This window comes from Streptomyces sp. NPDC006610, from assembly GCF_040611575.1.
Taxonomy (GTDB): domain Bacteria; phylum Actinomycetota; class Actinomycetes; order Streptomycetales; family Streptomycetaceae; genus Streptomyces.
This window is the reverse complement of sequence record NZ_JBEXOP010000015.1, coordinates 150424-166003: the sequence shown is the minus strand read 5'-3', so window position 1 is coordinate 166003 and position 15580 is coordinate 150424. Positions and strand designations below refer to the sequence as shown.

9 protein-coding genes and 1 tRNA gene are annotated in these 15580 nt (G+C 74.0%); 4 read left to right on the top strand and 6 right to left on the bottom strand.

Annotated features, from left to right (window positions below; translation table 11 throughout):
• Positions 1-435 precede the first annotated feature (435 nt).
• Positions 436-978, top strand: a complete 543-nt coding sequence (locus tag ABZY13_RS15310; RefSeq protein ID WP_356630725.1) for a DUF4232 domain-containing protein — start codon at positions 436-438, stop codon at positions 976-978.
• Positions 979-988: 10 nt separating this feature from the next.
• Here ABZY13_RS15310 and ABZY13_RS15305 read toward each other — a convergent pair whose 3' ends face one another.
• Positions 989-2170, bottom strand: a complete 1182-nt coding sequence (locus ABZY13_RS15305; RefSeq protein WP_356630705.1) for a DUF2786 domain-containing protein — start codon at positions 2168-2170, stop codon at positions 989-991.
• A 79-nt stretch (positions 2171-2249) separates the two neighbouring features.
• On the opposite strand from ABZY13_RS15305, the gene ABZY13_RS15300 reads away from it, so the two are divergent.
• From ABZY13_RS15300 to ABZY13_RS15290, 3 genes are all read left to right on the top strand, one after another.
• Positions 2250-2897, top strand: a complete 648-nt coding sequence (locus ABZY13_RS15300) for a LysE family translocator (RefSeq protein ID WP_356630703.1) — start codon at positions 2250-2252, stop codon at positions 2895-2897.
• A gap of 80 nt (positions 2898-2977) precedes the next feature.
• A complete protein-coding gene (locus tag ABZY13_RS15295) occupies positions 2978-3724 on the top strand; it encodes a Clp protease N-terminal domain-containing protein (RefSeq protein WP_356630701.1) in 747 nt (248 codons plus the stop codon).
• A gap of 99 nt (positions 3725-3823) precedes the next feature.
• Positions 3824-5530 (top strand): bifunctional 3'-5' exonuclease/DNA polymerase, encoded by a 1707-nt coding sequence (locus tag ABZY13_RS15290; RefSeq protein ID WP_356630699.1) that lies wholly within the window; start codon positions 3824-3826, stop codon positions 5528-5530.
• 291 nt (positions 5531-5821) lie between these two features.
• On the opposite strand, the gene ABZY13_RS15285 is transcribed toward ABZY13_RS15290, so the two are convergent.
• The 5 genes from ABZY13_RS15285 to topA all read right to left on the bottom strand — a co-directional run bounded on the left by ABZY13_RS15285 (position 5822) and on the right by topA (position 15446).
• A tRNA-Thr gene (locus ABZY13_RS15285) sits at positions 5822-5898 on the bottom strand.
• 84 nt (positions 5899-5982) lie between these two features.
• Positions 5983-7599 (bottom strand): alpha/beta hydrolase, encoded by a 1617-nt coding sequence (locus tag ABZY13_RS15280; RefSeq protein WP_356630697.1) that lies wholly within the window; start codon positions 7597-7599, stop codon positions 5983-5985.
• 97 nt (positions 7600-7696) lie between these two features.
• Complete coding sequence (locus ABZY13_RS15275) at positions 7697-8902, bottom strand: DNA polymerase III subunit delta' (RefSeq protein ID WP_356630695.1); 1206 nt, start codon at positions 8900-8902, stop codon at positions 7697-7699.
• Positions 8903-8978: 76 nt separating this feature from the next.
• The gene (gene tmk / locus ABZY13_RS15270) at positions 8979-12263 is read right to left on the bottom strand and encodes a dTMP kinase (protein ID WP_356630693.1); all 3285 of its coding nucleotides are present in this window, start codon (positions 12261-12263) and stop codon (positions 8979-8981) included.
• Positions 12264-12575: 312 nt separating this feature from the next.
• Positions 12576-15446, bottom strand: a complete 2871-nt coding sequence (gene topA / locus ABZY13_RS15265) for a type I DNA topoisomerase (RefSeq protein ID WP_356630690.1) — start codon at positions 15444-15446, stop codon at positions 12576-12578.
• Between the last annotated feature and the right edge of the window lie 134 nt (positions 15447-15580).

The window sequence follows — 15580 nt, the reverse complement described above, 5'->3', positions numbered from 1 at the left end:
CGGTCTGTCGCAAGAGGTACCCGTGTTGACGCGCCAACCGCTGCGGGCGGACACCCCCGGCCCGTCCCCTTCCCGCCGTACGCGGCCCACCCGCCATCGCGGCTGCGCGAACGCCGGGTGGGCGGTGCGCCGTACGCGGCCCAACCGCCATCGCGGCTGCGCGAACGCCGGGTGGGCGGTGCGCCGTACGCGGCCCACCCGCCATCGCGGCTGCGCGAACGCCGGGTGGGGGGTGCGCCGTACGCGGCTTTCCCCCGTGGTGGCTGCGGGGCGTGACGGTTGGGTTCGGCGGGGGCGCACGGGCGCGTTCGGCGGGGCGCAGGGCTGCGTTCGGCAGGGGCGCGTGACCTGCCGGGTCCGCCGTACGTGATGATCCTGAGGGTTCGTCACGACCCACCTCACCGACCACCTCACAGGGGATTCTTCATGCGCTCCGTGCCGTCCGTACCGTTCACCGTCGCCGCCCTCGCCGCGGCCCTGCTCCTGACCGCCTGTGACAGTGGCGGCGCCGGCGAGGGCGACGCGGGAGGGGACGGCGGCGGGAGGACGACCCGCGCGGCGGCCGCCGCGTGCGCGGCCGACGGGATCGCCGTCGAGGTCGGCCCCGCCAACGCCGCCCCCGTCGCCGGGGACACCGGCAACCTGCCCGTGACGCTGACCAACGAGGGCTCCGAGTGCATCCTCGACGGCTTCCCCGTCGTGAAGTTCTCGGCCGGCGGCGAGAAGGTCGCCGTACCGGTCGACGAGGCGGCGAAGGCGCAGAAGCTGACGCTCGCCGAGGGCGCCGCCGCGTCGTTCACCCTCACGTACGTGCGGGGCGAGGAGGGTGCCGCGGGCAGCCTCGCCGTGGAGGCCCTGGAGATCGCGCTGCCGGGTGCGGCGGAGGGCGGCAGCCACCCGTGGTCGTACGGGCCGGTGGCGGGCGGGGAGGCGGCGCCCGAGGCGTCGGTCGGCGCCTTCCAGCAGGCGGGCGACTGAAGGGCCGGCCTCACTCGAGCCGTCGGCGCGCTCTCACCTCCGCCCGGTCGGCCGCGCGGGCGCCCTCCGTCCAACCGGCCGCGTCGGTCACTCCGCGCAGCCGGGTCGTGGTGGTCTCCGGGAACAGCTGCTCCATCCGTCCGGTGACCGCGACCTCGCGGGAGGCGAGTACCGGCAGGAGCTCGTCGGCCACCTCGCCCCGGGCGGCGGCCTCGGCGGCGGCTTCCTCGGCGGCCTGTTCGGCGGCGGCCTCCAGACGCAGGCCGATGCGGTGGGCGTAGGCGGCGAGGAAGGACTGCCGGAAGGTCCTGGTGCGCTTGCGGCCGCGGGCCCGCTGGGCGGCCTCCGCCTTGGTCATCGCGGTCGTCGCCTGCACCAGGAGCGAGGTGTAGAGCAGTTCGACGGCCTCCAGGTCGGGTGCGAAGCCGACGACGGTGGAGAAGCCGAAGGGTTCGTTCCACACGGCCCGGCAGTGGTTGGCGGAGGCGACCGCGTCCAGCAGCACCGCCTTGGCCTGCTCGTAGGGCGGTTCGACGCCGATCCGGCATGCGGTGGGCTCGTCGGCGGCCGGGGCGTGCGCGGCGAGCAGGGCCTCGTCGATGCTGTGCCGGGCCATCAGCTCCTGCGCCTTGGCGGTGAGCGCCTCGGCCTCGTCCGGGTAGCTCGTCGCCTCGGCCTTGGCGAGCAGGGCGCGGATACGGCCCAGCGCCCTCGACTCGCCCTGTGGCCTGCCGCGGGCGGGCGTGCGGGGCCGCGGCTCGTCCAGGGACTCCAGGGCGGGCAGGCGCGCCAGCAGCCGGTACAGCTCCAGGACGGCGGTGGCGTGGGCGAAGCGGTCGCCCGAGGGCTCCTTTCCGGCCTGCGGGTCCAGCCGGCCGAGTTGGGCGATCTGGGCGGTCCAGCGAGGTCCGCGCGGACGGTCGTCGGACGCCTGGGACCGGATCAGGGAGGCGGCGAGCCGTACGTGGACGTCGTCGAGGTCGCGCCGCACGATCCGTACGACGTCGGCGGGCTCCCAGCCGCGCCGCCACAGGTCGGCGACGAACCCGCGCCCCCGCGCGGCGAGTTCCGCGTCCGCCGCGGGGTCGGCCGCGAGCAGCGAGGCGCCGGTGTCCAGGGCGACGTGGTCGTCGCCGGGGGCATACAGGGCAGCCTCGAAGGCGCGTTCGACGGTGTTGGTCGTGTCGTCCACCCGGCGATCGTGTCACGGGCGCGTCTCACTCCACGAAATTCGCTCGCCCGCGCGGTGGCCCGCACCGAGCATGGCGCACATGGTGGACCCGCATCTGTACACGGCGTTCCTCGTCGCCGCATTGGCCCTGTGCGTCACTCCGGGGCCCGACATGATGTTCGTCGTGGCCATGGGCGGGAAGGGCGGACCCGTCGCCGGGGTGATGGCTGCGGCCGGGGTCGCCTGTGCCATGTTCGTGCACGCCGTCGCCGCGGCGCTCGGGCTGTCGGCGCTGTTCACGACGTTGCCGGTGCTGTACCAGGTGCTGCGGTGGGCGGGGGCGGCGTATCTGCTGTACCTGGCCTACCGGGCGTTCCGGGAGCCGGCGGCGCCGGTCGCGCGGGACGTCCCGGGCGGGGAGCCGGCGGAAGGCGCCGGGGCGGGGCGGTGGCGGGCTTTCTGGCAGGGCGCGGTGACCAATCTGCTCAACCCGAAGGTGATCGTCTTCAACGTCGCCTTCCTGCCGCAGTTCGTGGACCCGGCGCTGGGCCACGTCCCCGGCCAGTTCATGGTGCTGGGGCTGACCTTCGTGGTGATGGGCTTCGCGGTGGACGGTTCGATCGGCCTGCTCTCCGGCAAGCTGTCCGCGCTGCTGCGCCGGAGCCGGCGCGTGGCACGAGGGTTGAGCGTCTTCACGGGGACGGTGTTCGCAGGGCTGGCCGTCCGCTTGGCGGCGACTCCGAAGTAGGCCGGGAGGGGGCGACGGCGGCGGACCGGATGTGTCAACCGACGGTTGACACCGTTGGGGGTGCAACCTACGGTTGACACATGGCGACGAACCCGACCATCACGTCATCCGTCCGTCTCGACGACCTCATCGCGGCCATCAAGAAGGTCCACGACGAGCCCCTCGACCAGCTCCAGGACGCCGTGCTCGCCGGGGAGCACCTGGGCGACGTGGCCGACCACCTGATCGGCCACTTCGTGGACCAGGCCCGGCGTTCCGGCGCGTCCTGGACCGACATCGGCAAGAGCATGGGCGTCACCCGGCAGGCCGCCCAGAAGCGCTTCGTACCGAAGGAGTCCGCCGACCTCGATCCCAACCAGGGCTTCAGCCGTTACACGCCCCGGGCGCGGAACACCGTCATGGCCGCCCACAACGAGGCGGTCGCCGCCCGCACGCCCGAAGGCCGCCCCGAGCACCTGGTCCTCGGCCTGCTGGCCGAGCCGGAGGGCCTGGCCGCCAAGGCGATCACCGCGCAGGGCGTCCCCCTCGACGCCGTACGCCAGGCAGCCGCCTCGGCCCTGCCCCCGGCCGCCGACGACGTACCGGAGCTGATCCCCTACGGCCCCGACGCCAAGAAGGTGCTGGAGCTGACCTTCCGCGAGGCCCTGCGCCTCGGCCACAACTACATCGGCACCGAGCACGTCCTGCTCGCCCTGCTGGAGTTCGAGAACGGCGAGGGCGTGCTGTCCGGGCTCGGCATCACCAAGGCGGCGGTGGAGCAGTACGTCGCGGACGTGCTCGCGCTGATCCAGCAGCAGCCGACGAAGGCGGAGCCGGAGCAGGACTAGCCGGAACAGGGCTGAAGTGCCGCCCCCAGGCCATGGGGGCCATCGCTCCCGGGCCGTCGCGCGGGGCCGTTGTCAGACCCTGGTGCGACACTCACGTTCATGGCCGACAGGTGGGCGCTCGCTCCGGCCGAGGACGGTGGCGTGGACGTCGCCCCCCTCGGTCCGGACGGGCTGCCCGCCGGGCCGGTGGTCCGGGAGGAGGATCTCGCCGAGGCGGTGCGCAGCAGGCCCCGGGTGACGCGGTGGGTGTGGCGGTCCACTGCCGAGGTCTATCCGCGGCTGCTCGCCACGGGGGTGCGAGTGGAGCGGTGCTACGACGTCGAGGACGCCGAGACCCTCCTCCTGGGCCACGAAGGGCGGTACGGCGAGCCACGCTCGGCCGCCGCCGCCCTCGCCCGGCTGCGGGGCGGCCCCGTGCCGCCCGACCCTCCTGCGCGCTCCGCCGAACCGGGCGCGCAGTCACCGCTGTTCGAGCCACAGGGCGCCCGGCTCCCGCTCGACGACCTCCTCGCCGTCTACGCCGAGCAGCTGCGGCGGCACGAGCGGGCCGCCCACCCGGACCGGATGCGGCTGCTGACCGCCGCCGAATCGGCCGGGATGCTGGTGGCCGCCGAGATGAACCACGCGGGCGTCCCCTGGAGCGCGCCCGTGCACCGTGAGGTGCTGCACGACCTGCTGGGCGAGCGGTACGCGGGCGGCGGCGAGCCGCGCCGGCTGGCCGAGCTGGCCGACGAGGTGTCCGCCGCCTTCGGCCGCCGGGTCCGCCCGGATCTGCCCGCCGACGTCGTCAAGGCCTTCGCGCAGGCCGGGATCAAGGTGGGCTCGACCCGCCGCTGGGAGCTGGAGACCGTCGACCACCCGGCGGTGAAACCGCTCATCGAGTACAAGAAGCTGTACCGGATCATGGTCGCCCACGGCTGGTCCTGGCTGCAGGACTGGGTGCGGGACGGGCGGTTCCGGCCCGAGTTCCAGGCGGGCGGCACGGTGACCGGGCGGTGGGTCACCAACGGCGGGGGCGCCCTGCAGATCCCCAAGGTGATCCGGCGCGCCGTCGTCGCCGACCCGGGCTGGCGGCTGGTCGTCGCGGACGCCGACCAGATGGAACCGCGCGTCCTCGCCGCGATCTCCCGCGACCCCGGCCTGATGGAGGTCGCCGGCCGGGAGACCGACCTCTACCAGTCCGTCTCCGACCGCGCCTTCGCCGGCGACCGCGACCAGGCCAAGCTCGCCGTGCTCGGCGCGATCTACGGCCAGACCTCCGGCGACGGGCTGAAGAACCTCGCCGCGCTCAGACGCCGCTTCCCGAAAGCGGTGGAGTACGTCGACGAGGCGGCCCGCGCGGGCGAGGAGGGCAGGCTGGTGCGCACCTGGCTGGGCCGGACCTGCCCGCCGGCCGCCGGGGCGGGCGGAAGCGGCGCGGACGAGGCGGGCCTGCCCCAGGACGACCCGGCCGTCGAGGACCCGGGCGGCGACGGGCGCGCCCAGGACTGGGTCCCCGGCTACGCCTCCACCAACGCCCGCGCGCGGGGGCGGTTCGCCCGCAACTTCGTCGTGCAGGGCAGCGCCGCCGACTGGACCCTGCTCCTGCTCGCCGCCCTCCGGCGCGCCTGCGCGGACATGGCGGCCGAGCTGGTCTTCTTCCAGCACGACGAGGTGATCGTGCACTGTCCCGAGGAGGAGGCGCAGACGGTGGTCGCGGCGATCCGGGAGGCGTCGCAGCTGGCCGCGCGACTGACGTTCGGCGAGACGCCGGTGCGGTTTCCGTTCACGGCGGCGGTGGTGAGGTGTTACGCGGACGCGAAGTGAGCGGGCGGGCGGCGTGCGGTGCGGCGGGACCGGACGGCACCGCCCGCCGAGGCCCCACGGGCGGTGCAGCATGACGCCGGCAGGCAGGTCGTGGCCGCGGTCTGAAGACGATTGCGTCTCGTAGCTCGAAGGACACGATGCGCCGCGGGGGAGACGCCAGGCCCGGCCCGGAAATCACAACTGAGACCAGAACTGAGACCGAGGACCGACGCGCGGCCCGTGACCGGTGTCGTTGACGCGTCCGGTAGCGCAAAAAACCCCAGGTCAAAGGAATTTGGCCTGGGGTTTCAATGGAGCCGCCTTCGGGATTCGAACCCGAGACCTACGCATTACGAGTGCGTTGCTCTGGCCATCTGAGCTAAGGCGGCGCGCCGGTCGCACCATGGTGCGATCAGCAACGTCGGTAAGTCTACACAGTTTCCGGAGGTGCTTCGTACCGGCCCGCGCCGGTGCTACGAGCAGCGCTTCCCGTCCGTCGGCGGGGTGCCGCGCAGGAGGTAGGCGTTGATCGTGCGGTCGATGCAGTCGCTGCCTCGGCCGTACGCCGTGTGGCCGTCGCCGTCGTAGGTCAGGAGGCGGGCCGAGGAGAGCTGGCGGGACAGGGACTGGGCCCAGCGGTAGGGGGTCGCGGGGTCGCGGGTGGTCCCGACCACGACGATCGGGGCGGCGCCCTTCGCCACGATGCGGTGCGGTTCGCCGGTGTGGCCGACGGGCCAGTACGCGCAGTTCAGGGACGCCCAGGCGAGGCCCTCGCCGAAGACCGGGGACGCCTTCTCGAAGTCGGGCAGGGCCTCGCGGACCTCGTCCGGGGCGTCGAAGGCGGGCGGGAGGTCGAGGCAGTTCACGGCGGCATTGGCGGACATCAGGTTGGAGTACCGGCCCTCGGCGTCCCGCTCGTAGTAGCCGTCGGAGAGGACGAGCAGGCCCGCGCCGTCGCCCTCCTTCATCGCCGCCGTGAGCGCCTCGCGCAGCTGCGGCCAGGCCGCCTCGTCGTACATCGCTGCCATGACACCGGTCGTGGCCAGGGACTCGGTGAGCCGGCGTCCGTCCGCGTCGCCCGTGGGCAGCGGCTTGGCGTCGAGCTTCTCGAAGAAGGCATTGAGGTTGCGCCCGACCTGCTCCGGCTTGGTTCCCTTGCCGCCGAGCGGGCAGCCGTTCTGCGTCACGCAGTTCTCGGCGAACGCCCTGAACGCCGTCTCGAAGCCCGCCGTCTGGTCCAGGGTGAGCCTGCGGGCGGGCAGCGTCGGGTCCATCGCGCCGTCCAGCACCAGCCGCCCCGACCGTTCCGGGAACAGCCCGGCGTACGTCGCTCCCAGGAACGTGCCGTACGACGCCCCGACGTAGTTGAGCCGCTCGTCGCCCAGCGCCGCCCGCAGGAGGTCCATGTCCCGGGCCGCCTCGACCGTCGAGACGTGCCGCAGCAGTTTCGGGGCGTCCTCGCCACAGCCCTCGCCGAACTTCCGGTACTGCTCGATCAGCCCGGCCGTCTCCCGCTCGTCGTCCGGTGTGCCGTCCGTCTGCGTGTACGCGTCCATGGCCGGACCGTCCAGGCACTCGACGGGCTCGCTGCGGGCGACCCCGCGCGGGTCGACGGCGACCATGTCGTAGCGGGCGCGGATCTCGGCCGGGTAGCCGATACCGGCGTACTCCTGGAGGTAGCCGATCGCCGAGCCGCCCGGTCCGCCCGGGTTCACCAGGAGGGAGCCCAGGCGCTCGCCGGGCCCGGTGGCCTTCTTGCGGGCGACCGCGAGGCGGACGTCGCCGTCCTGGCCGGGGCGGTCGTAGTCGAGCGGGGCCAGCAGCGTGGTGCATTCGAAGCCGGGCACCCCGCAGGCGCGCCACTTCAGCTTCTGCTCGTAGTACGGCGCGAGCCCGGACGGCGTCGCCCCGGACAGCGCGACCAGCACGGCGGGATCGCCGGCCGCCGACGTGGAACTCGTCGGACTCCCGGGCGAGCAGGCCGCGGCGCCCAGCATCGCCGCCAGCGCGATCAGCGCGGCTGCGGTGCGCGCGCCTCGACCGGACCTGCGCGCGCTGCGGGACCCGGGAAGGGGACGGTTGGTGTGCATCCCGTGATCGTAACGCTGCGCGATCACTTCGGCGCGCTGCGTCGCGGATGTGCCACGGACGGGCGACGCCGTCAACGCGCGGCGGACCCCTCGCCGCTCAGCCGGCTCTGAGCGCCATCGTCATCGCCTCCACCGCCAGCAGCGGCGTCACATTGCGGTCGAGGGCCTCGCGGCAGGCGGCGACGGCCTCGATCCGGCGCAGGGTGGACTCGGGCGTGCTGCCGCGGGCGATCCGCTCCAGGGCGTCCTCGGCGTCGGCGTTGGCGATCGCGATGCGGGAGCCGAGCTGGAGGGCGAGGACGTCTCGGTAGAAGGCGGTGAGGTCGGACAGGGCGACGTCGAGGCTGTCGCGCTGGGTGCGCGTGCGGCGGCGCTTCTGGTTGTCCTCCAGGTCCTTGATCACGCCCGCCGTGCCGCGCGGCATCCGGCCGCCCTGCGACGCGCCGAGCGCCGCCTTCATGTCCTCGGTCTCCTTGGCGTCCGTCTCGTCGGCGAGCGCCTTGGCGTCCGCCGCTGCGGCGTCGACCAGTTCCTGGGCGGCCTTGAGGCAGCCGCCGACGTCGTCGACGCGCAGGGGCAGCTTCAGCACGGCGGCGCGGCGCGCGCGGGCCTCCGGGTCGGTGGCCAGCCGGCGCGCCCGCTCCACATGCCCCTGCGTGGCGCGGGCCGCCGCCATGGCGACGTCCGGTTCGACGCCCTCGCGCCGGACGAGCATGTCGGCGACGGCGTCCACCGACGGGGTGCTCAGCGTCAGCAGCCGGCACCGGGAGCGGATGGTGGGCAGCACGTCCTCGACCGACGGCGCGCACAGCAGCCACACCGTGCGGGACGCGGGCTCCTCCACGGCCTTGAGGACGGCGTTCGCCGATTTCTCGTTCAGCCGCTCGGCGTCCTCCACCAGGATGACCTGCCAGCGGCCGTTCGCCGGGGCGGTGAACGACTGACGGACCGTGTCCCGCATGTCCTCGGCGCGGATCTGCGCGCCGACCGCGGTGACCGTGGTGACGTCCGCGTGGGTGCCGATCAGGGCCGTGTGGCAGCCGTCGCAGAAGCCGCAGCCCGGCGCGCCGCCGAGCGCGCGGTCGGGGCTGACGCACTGGAGGGCGGCGGCGAAGGCCCGCGCCGCCTGGACGTAGCCGGCGCCGGGCGGGCCGGTGAACAGCCAGGCGTGCGTCATCTTCGACGCCTCGGGCGGCGGGGCGTCGGCGGACGCGGCCGTGACCAGGGCGTCGGCGTCCCGTGCCGCGGCGGCGAGCTGCTCGCCGATCCTCTCCTGCCCGACGAGGTCGTCCCACACGCTCATGGGTCACGCCGCCCTTCCGTCACGTTCGCGGTACGCCGTCCATTGTGCGGGCGACCACTGACAACGCCCGCGACGGTCAGCTCCTGCGCCCCCGGCCCCACCCGCGGCGCCCCTGGTCTCCGTCGCGCGAACCGTCGCCGGAGCCGTGGTCGTGGGCGTCGGCATGGGCGTCGTCGCGGCTGTCGTCGTGCGGGCCGAGCAGCTCGTCCGCCAGCGTCGGCAGGTCGTCCAGCGGCGTCTCCTCGGCCCAGTCGGACCGCGGCCTGCGCCGGGGCGTCCCGTCCTCGCCGACCTGCGGCAGCTCCCGCGTACGGTCCTCGGCCGCCTCCGCCCGCAATCCCGCGGCGTCCGGCCGCTCGCCCCGGAAGTAGCCGGGCGGGACCCGGTCCGCCGGGTCCTGTCCCGGCGCTGCGGGCCGTACGGCCGCCCCGTCGGCCCCCGGCGGGACCTGCGGCAGGACCGCCGTCTCGTCCGCCGCGCCCGCGGGCGTCACCTGCGGCAGCACGGCCGTCTCGTCCGCGGCCCCCGGCAAAGGCTGCGGCAGCTCAGTGGTGGCCTCGGCGTCGGCGGCGCCGCGGTCCCGCGGCGCCGCCTCGTCGCGCACCGGACGCAGGACCGCCGTCTCCTCCAGCGGCCCGCCCGTCGCGTTCGTCGGGGTCACCACCGGCGTCGGCACGGTCGCCGCATCCGTCGGGACGGCGGGCGGCGCCGGAGGGCGCGGGCCCTGCGCCGCTGCCGCCGCTGCCTGCTCGGCCGCCCTGCGCGCCTCCTCGGCCCGCAACAGCGCCGCCTCGGCCTCACGCTGCTTCGCCAGCCGGCGCTGCTCCTCCTCGGCGCGCCGACGGGCCTCCTCCGCCCGCTGCCTGGCCTCTTCCTCGGCCTGCTTGCGCCGCCGCTCCTCCTCGGCCCGGCGCCGCTCCTCTTCCTCCGCGCGCGCCTTCTCCTCGGCGAGCAGCCGCGCCCGCTCCTCCTCCGCGCGCCTGCGCGCTTCCTCGGCCCGCTGCCTGGCCTCCTCGGCCTGCCGCTCGGCCTCGCGCCGCTGCGCCTCCTCCAGCTCGCGCCGCTTGCGCTCCTCCTCCTCGGCGCGCAGCCGGGCGAGCAGTTCCTGGCGCTCGCGCTCCAGGCGCTCCTCCTCGGCCTTGCGGGCGGCCTCTTCCTCCGCCTTGCGGCGGGCCTCCTCCTCGGCCTTGCGCCGCGCCTCCTCCTGCGCCTTGATCTCGGCCTCGGAGAGCGGCAGCAACTGGTCGAGCCGGGCCCGGATCACGGTGGTGACGGCCTCGGGCTCCTGGCCGGCGTCCACCACCAGGTAGCGCCCGGGGTCGGAGGAGGCCAGCGTGAGGAAACCGGAGCGCACGCGCGCGTGGAACTCGGCGGGCTCGGACTCCAGCCGGTCCGGCGCCTCCGTGAACCGCTCCCGGGCGGTCTCCGGTGCGACGTCCAGCAGCACGGTCAGGTGCGGGACGAGGCCGTGGGTCGCCCACCGGTTGATGCGGGCGATCTCGGTCGGGGACAGGTCCCGGCCGGCCCCCTGGTAGGCCACCGACGAGTCGATGTACCGGTCCGAAATGACGACGGCGCCGCGCTCCAGCGCCGGCCGCACCACGGTGTCGACGTGCTCCGCGCGGTCGGCGGCGTACAGCAGCGCCTCCGCGCGGTGCGAGAGCCCGGCGCTCGACACGTCGAGCAGGATGGAGCGCAGCCGCTTGCCGACGGGCGTGGCCCCGGGCTCGCGGGTGAGCACCACCTCGTGGCCCTTGGCCCGTATCCACTCGGCGAGCGCCTCGGCCTGGGTGGACTTCCCGGCGCCGTCGCCGCCCTCCAGGGCGATGAAGAAGCCGGAGCCCGCGGGCGACTGCACCGGGTCGTCGCCGCCGAGCAGCGCGTCGCGCAGGTCCTGGCGCAGCGGCACCCCGGAACGGTCGTCGAGCTTGGCCAGCACCAGCGCGGCCACCGGCAGCAGCAGCGCGCCGACCAGCATCAGGGTGTACGCCGCTCCGCCGTGCGCGAACACGAACTTGCCGTTCTCCACGCGGTGCGGCCCGATCAGTGCGGCCAGCACGGGCGCGGCCACGACGGCGAGGGCGACGACGGCCCGGACGACGGCGTGCAGATGCTCGGTGGTCCGCGCCCGCCGGTGCTCCTCCGTCTCCTGGTCGAGCAGCGCGTGCCCGGTGTTCGCCGCCGCGCCCGCGCCGACGCCGGCCAGCGCGACGATCAGCAGCACGGTGGCGACGTCCGGGACGAGGCCGGCGGCCAGCAGGGCGACGCCGGTGAAGGCGAGGGCGAGCGCGAGCATCCGCCGCCGGGACAGCGTCACGAGCACCTTCGGCGCCGTACGGACGCCGACGACGACTCCGCCCGTCAGCAGCAGCACCAGCAACCCGTACGTCACCGGGCCGCCGCCGAGGTCGTTGGCGTGCAGCACGGCGACCGCGCCGGCGGCGGCGACCGCGGCGGCGACGGCCGCGCAGGCGAGCACCAGCAGCGGGACGGCGCCGGTTCGGCCCTTGTCGGCGCCGGCGCCCGCCTTGGGTCGGCGCAGCCCTTCGAGCGGGGACCGCGCGCGGGGGGTGCGGGTGGCGGGCACGTCGAGGAAGGTCAGCACGGACAGCGACGCCGCGAACAGCCCGGCCGCGACGTACGAGGCGAGGGCGGCCTGATGCTGGGCGAACCAGTCGACCCCGGCGCCCAGCAGGTTGTTGAACAGCCCGGCGGTGACCAGCGCGGCGCCCGCCAGCGGGACGGCGGCGAAGCCGGTGCGCAGCCACAGGCGGCGCAGTGCGTCCATGTGGTCCGGCAGCGGCCGTACCGTCGCGCCCTCCGGCGGCGGGGCGGGCAGCAGCGCGGGGGCGGCGCTCGCGCGCGACACCGTCCAGAAGCGCTCGGCGACGCCGGTCACGAAGACGGTGGCGAGCAGGGCGACGAGCGCGTTGTCCGGCGTCCAGTCGATCCACAGCGGCGCGACGATCAGCAGCGCGGCACGCAGCCCGTCCGCGCCGACCATGGTCCAGCGCCGGTCCAGCGGGCCGTCCTGGGAAGTGAGCGAGGTGAGCGGGCCGAGCAGGACCGCCCCGAAGAGGAGCGTGGCGAGAATGCGCGCCCCGAGGACGGTCGCCACTGCGAACGCCGCGCCCCGGTAGCCGCCGCCGAAGGAGCCCTCCGCGACGGCCGCCTGGAGGACCAGGAGGACCAGCACAAGGAGCGCGAGAACGTCACCGACCCCGCTCACCAGTTGTGCGCTCCACAACCGCTTCAGCTGCGGGCGGCGCAGCAGGGCGCGGACGGCGCGCTCGCGGGAGTCGGCGACCAGGGCGTCGTCGGGGGCCGGCTGATGGGCCGTTGGCTGCTCGGCTCGCGTCATGCTTTCAGCCTATCGGGCCGGACCGGCACTCCGGTGGACCCGCCCGAACGTGTGCACGCCCCGACATCCGTACGATGCCGGGGCGTTCGTTTCGCGAACGCGGGGGTACCTGCGACGGACCGGACATATGGCCGAAACGCCGCGCCCGTGGGGCAGCCGGCGACCATCGGGCCGCCGACCGGCGGACGGGCGAGCCGTCGGCCGACCCGTCGGAGGCGGCCGGCCAGTCCCAACCCGGCCAGTCCCGCCGATCAGCCCCGGGCCGGTCCCGGCCCGATCAGCTCCCGGCCGGTCCGGCCCGTCGCGGCCCGCTCAGTCCTCGCCCGCCGCCGACTTCGAAGCCGTCGCCTTCTTCGCGGCGGTCTTCTTCGCGGTCGCGGTCTTGGATGCCGCCGACTTGGCGGTCGTCTTCTTCGCCGTCGTCTTCTTCGCCGCGGTCGTCTTCTTGGCCGCCGTCGTCTTGGCGGCGGCGGTCTTCTTCGCCGGCGCCTTCTTCGCGGGGGCCTTCTTCGCCGTCTTCTTGGCGGGCGCCTTCGCCCGCTTCTCGGCGAGCAGTTCGAATCCGCGCTCCGGGGTGATCGCCTCGACGCTGTCGCCGGAGCGCAGCGTGGCGTTGGTCTCCCCGTCGGTGACGTACGGGCCGAACCGGCCGTCCTTGACCACCACCGGCTTCCCGCTGACCGGGTCCTCGCCCAGTTCCTTCAGCGGCGGCTTGGCGGCCGCGCGGCCACGCTGCTTCGGCTGGGCGTAGATCGCCTGCGCCTCCTCCAGCGTGATCGTGAAGATCTGGTCCTCGGACTGCAGCGAGCGCGAGTCCGTGCCCTTCTTCAGGTACGGCCCGTAGCGGCCGTTCTGCGCGGTGATCTCCTGCCCGTCCGTGTCCGTGCCGACGACGCGCGGCAGCGACATGAGCTTGAGGGCGTCCTCCAGCGTCACCGTGTCCAGCGCCATCGACTTGAACAGCGAGGCCGTGCGCGGCTTGACGGCGTTCTTGCCGGTCTTCGGCGTGCCCTCGGGGAGGATCTCCGTGACGTACGGGCCGTAGCGGCCGTCCTTGGCGACGATGGTGTGGCCGGTGCTCGGGTCGGTGCCCAGCTCGAAGTCGCCGCTCGGCTTGGCGAGCAGCTCCTCCGCCAGCTCGACGGTCAGTTCGTCGGGCGCGAGGTCCTCGGGGATGTCGGCGCGCTGGTGGTTCTCCGCGTCCTTCTCGCCGCGCTCGATGTACGGCCCGTAGCGGCCGACGCGGAGCACGATGCCGTTGCCCACGGGGAACGACGACACCTCGCGGGCGTCGATCGCGCCGAGGTCGGTCACCAGTTCCTTGAGGCCGCCGAGGTGGTCCCCGTCACCGTTGCCGGCGTCGGCAGCGCCGCTGCCGTGGCCGGGGCCCTCGCCGAAGTAGAAGCGCTTCAGCCACGGCACGGCCTGGGCCTCGCCGCGCGCGATGCGGTCGAGGTCGTCCTCCATGCGGGCGGTGAAGTCGTAGTCGACGAGCCGGCCGAAGTGCTTCTCCAGCAGGTTGACCACGGCGAAGGAGAGGAAGGACGGCACGAGGGCCGTGCCCTTCTTGAAGACGTAGCCGCGGTCGAGGATCGTGCCGATGATCGACGCGTACGTCGACGGGCGGCCGATCTCGCGCTCCTCCAGCTCCTTGACCAGCGACGCCTCGGTGTAGCGGGCCGGGGGCTTGGTGGCGTGCCCGTCGACCGTGATCTCCTCGGCGGTCAGGGCGTCGCCCTCGGCGACCTGCGGCAGCCGGCGCTCGCGGTCGTCCAGCTCGGCGTTGGGGTCGTCGGCGCCCTCGACGTAGGCCTTGAGGAAGCCGTGGAAGGTGATGGTCTTGCCGGACGCGCTGAACTCGACGTCGCGGCCGTCGGAGGCGGCGCCGGCGATCTTCACGGTGACGCTGTCGCCGATGGCGTCCTTCATCTGGGAGGCCACGGTCCGCTTCCAGATCAGCTCGTACAGCTTGAACTGGTCGCCGGTCAGACCGGTCTCGGCGGGCGTGCGGAAACGATCACCCGAGGGACGGATCGCCTCGTGCGCCTCCTGCGCGTTCTTGACCTTGCCGGCGTAGGTGCGCGGCTGCGGCGGGAGGTAGTCGGCGCCGTACAGCTGCGTGACCTGGGCGCGGGCGGCGGCGATCGCCGTCTCGCTCAGGGTCGTCGAGTCCGTACGCATGTAGGTGATGTAGCCGTTCTCGTACAGCTTCTGCGCGATCTGCATGGTGGCCTTCGCACCGAAGCCGAGCTTGCGGCTGGCCTCCTGCTGCAGCGTCGTCGTACGGAACGGGGCGTACGGCGAGCGGCGGTACGGCTTCGACTCGACGGAGCGGACGGAGAAGCGGGTGTTCTCCAGGGCGGCTGCCAGCGCGCGGGCGGCGGCCTCGTCGAGGTGCAGGGTGTTGGCGCTCTTGATCTGCCCGAGGGAGTCGAAGTCGCGGCCCTGCGCGACCCGCCTGCCGTCGACCGTCTGCAGGCGTGCGACCAGCGACGACGGGTCGGACGCGTCGCCCGCGCGGCCCGTCCCGAAGGTGCCGGTCAGGTCCCAGTACTCGGCGGAGCGGAAGGCGATGCGCTCGCGTTCCCGCTCGACGACCAGGCGCGTGGCGACGGACTGGACGCGGCCGGCCGACAGGCGCGGCATGACCTTCTTCCACAGGACCGGCGAGACCTCGTAGCCGTAGAGGCGGTCGAGGATGCGGCGGGTCTCCTGGGCGTCGACGAGCTTCTGGTTGAGCTGGCGCGGGTTGGCGACGGCCGCCCGGATCGCGTCCTTGGTGATCTCGTGGAACACCATGCGCTTGACCGGGATCTTCGGCTTGAGGACCTCCTGGAGGTGCCAGGCGATCGCCTCGCCCTCCCGGTCCTCGTCGGTGGCGAGGAAGAGCTCGTCGGAGTCCTTCAGCAGGTCCTTGAGCTTCTTGACCTGCGCCTTCTTGTCGGCGTTGACGACATAGATCGGCTGGAAGTCGTGTTCCACGTCCACACCGAGGCGGCGCACCTCGCCGGTGTACTTCTCCGGCACCTCCGCGGCGCCGTTGGGGAGGTCGCGGATGTGCCCGACGCTCGCTTCGACGACGTAGCCGGGGCCGAGGTAGCCCTTGATCGTCTTCGCCTTGGCAGGCGACTCGACGATGACGAGTCGGCGGCCGCCCTGTGCGGTCTCGCTGGTCGGGGACAACTTCGCTCTTCTCTCCGGTCGACGCTGGGGCCTCCCCAGGCCTTGGTCCCGGGGTCGGGTCATGGTGACGCTGCGGAGTGTGACGGTACATCCCGCCCCCGTGTCAAACGGGAAAAGCCCGCAACGGCCACTCG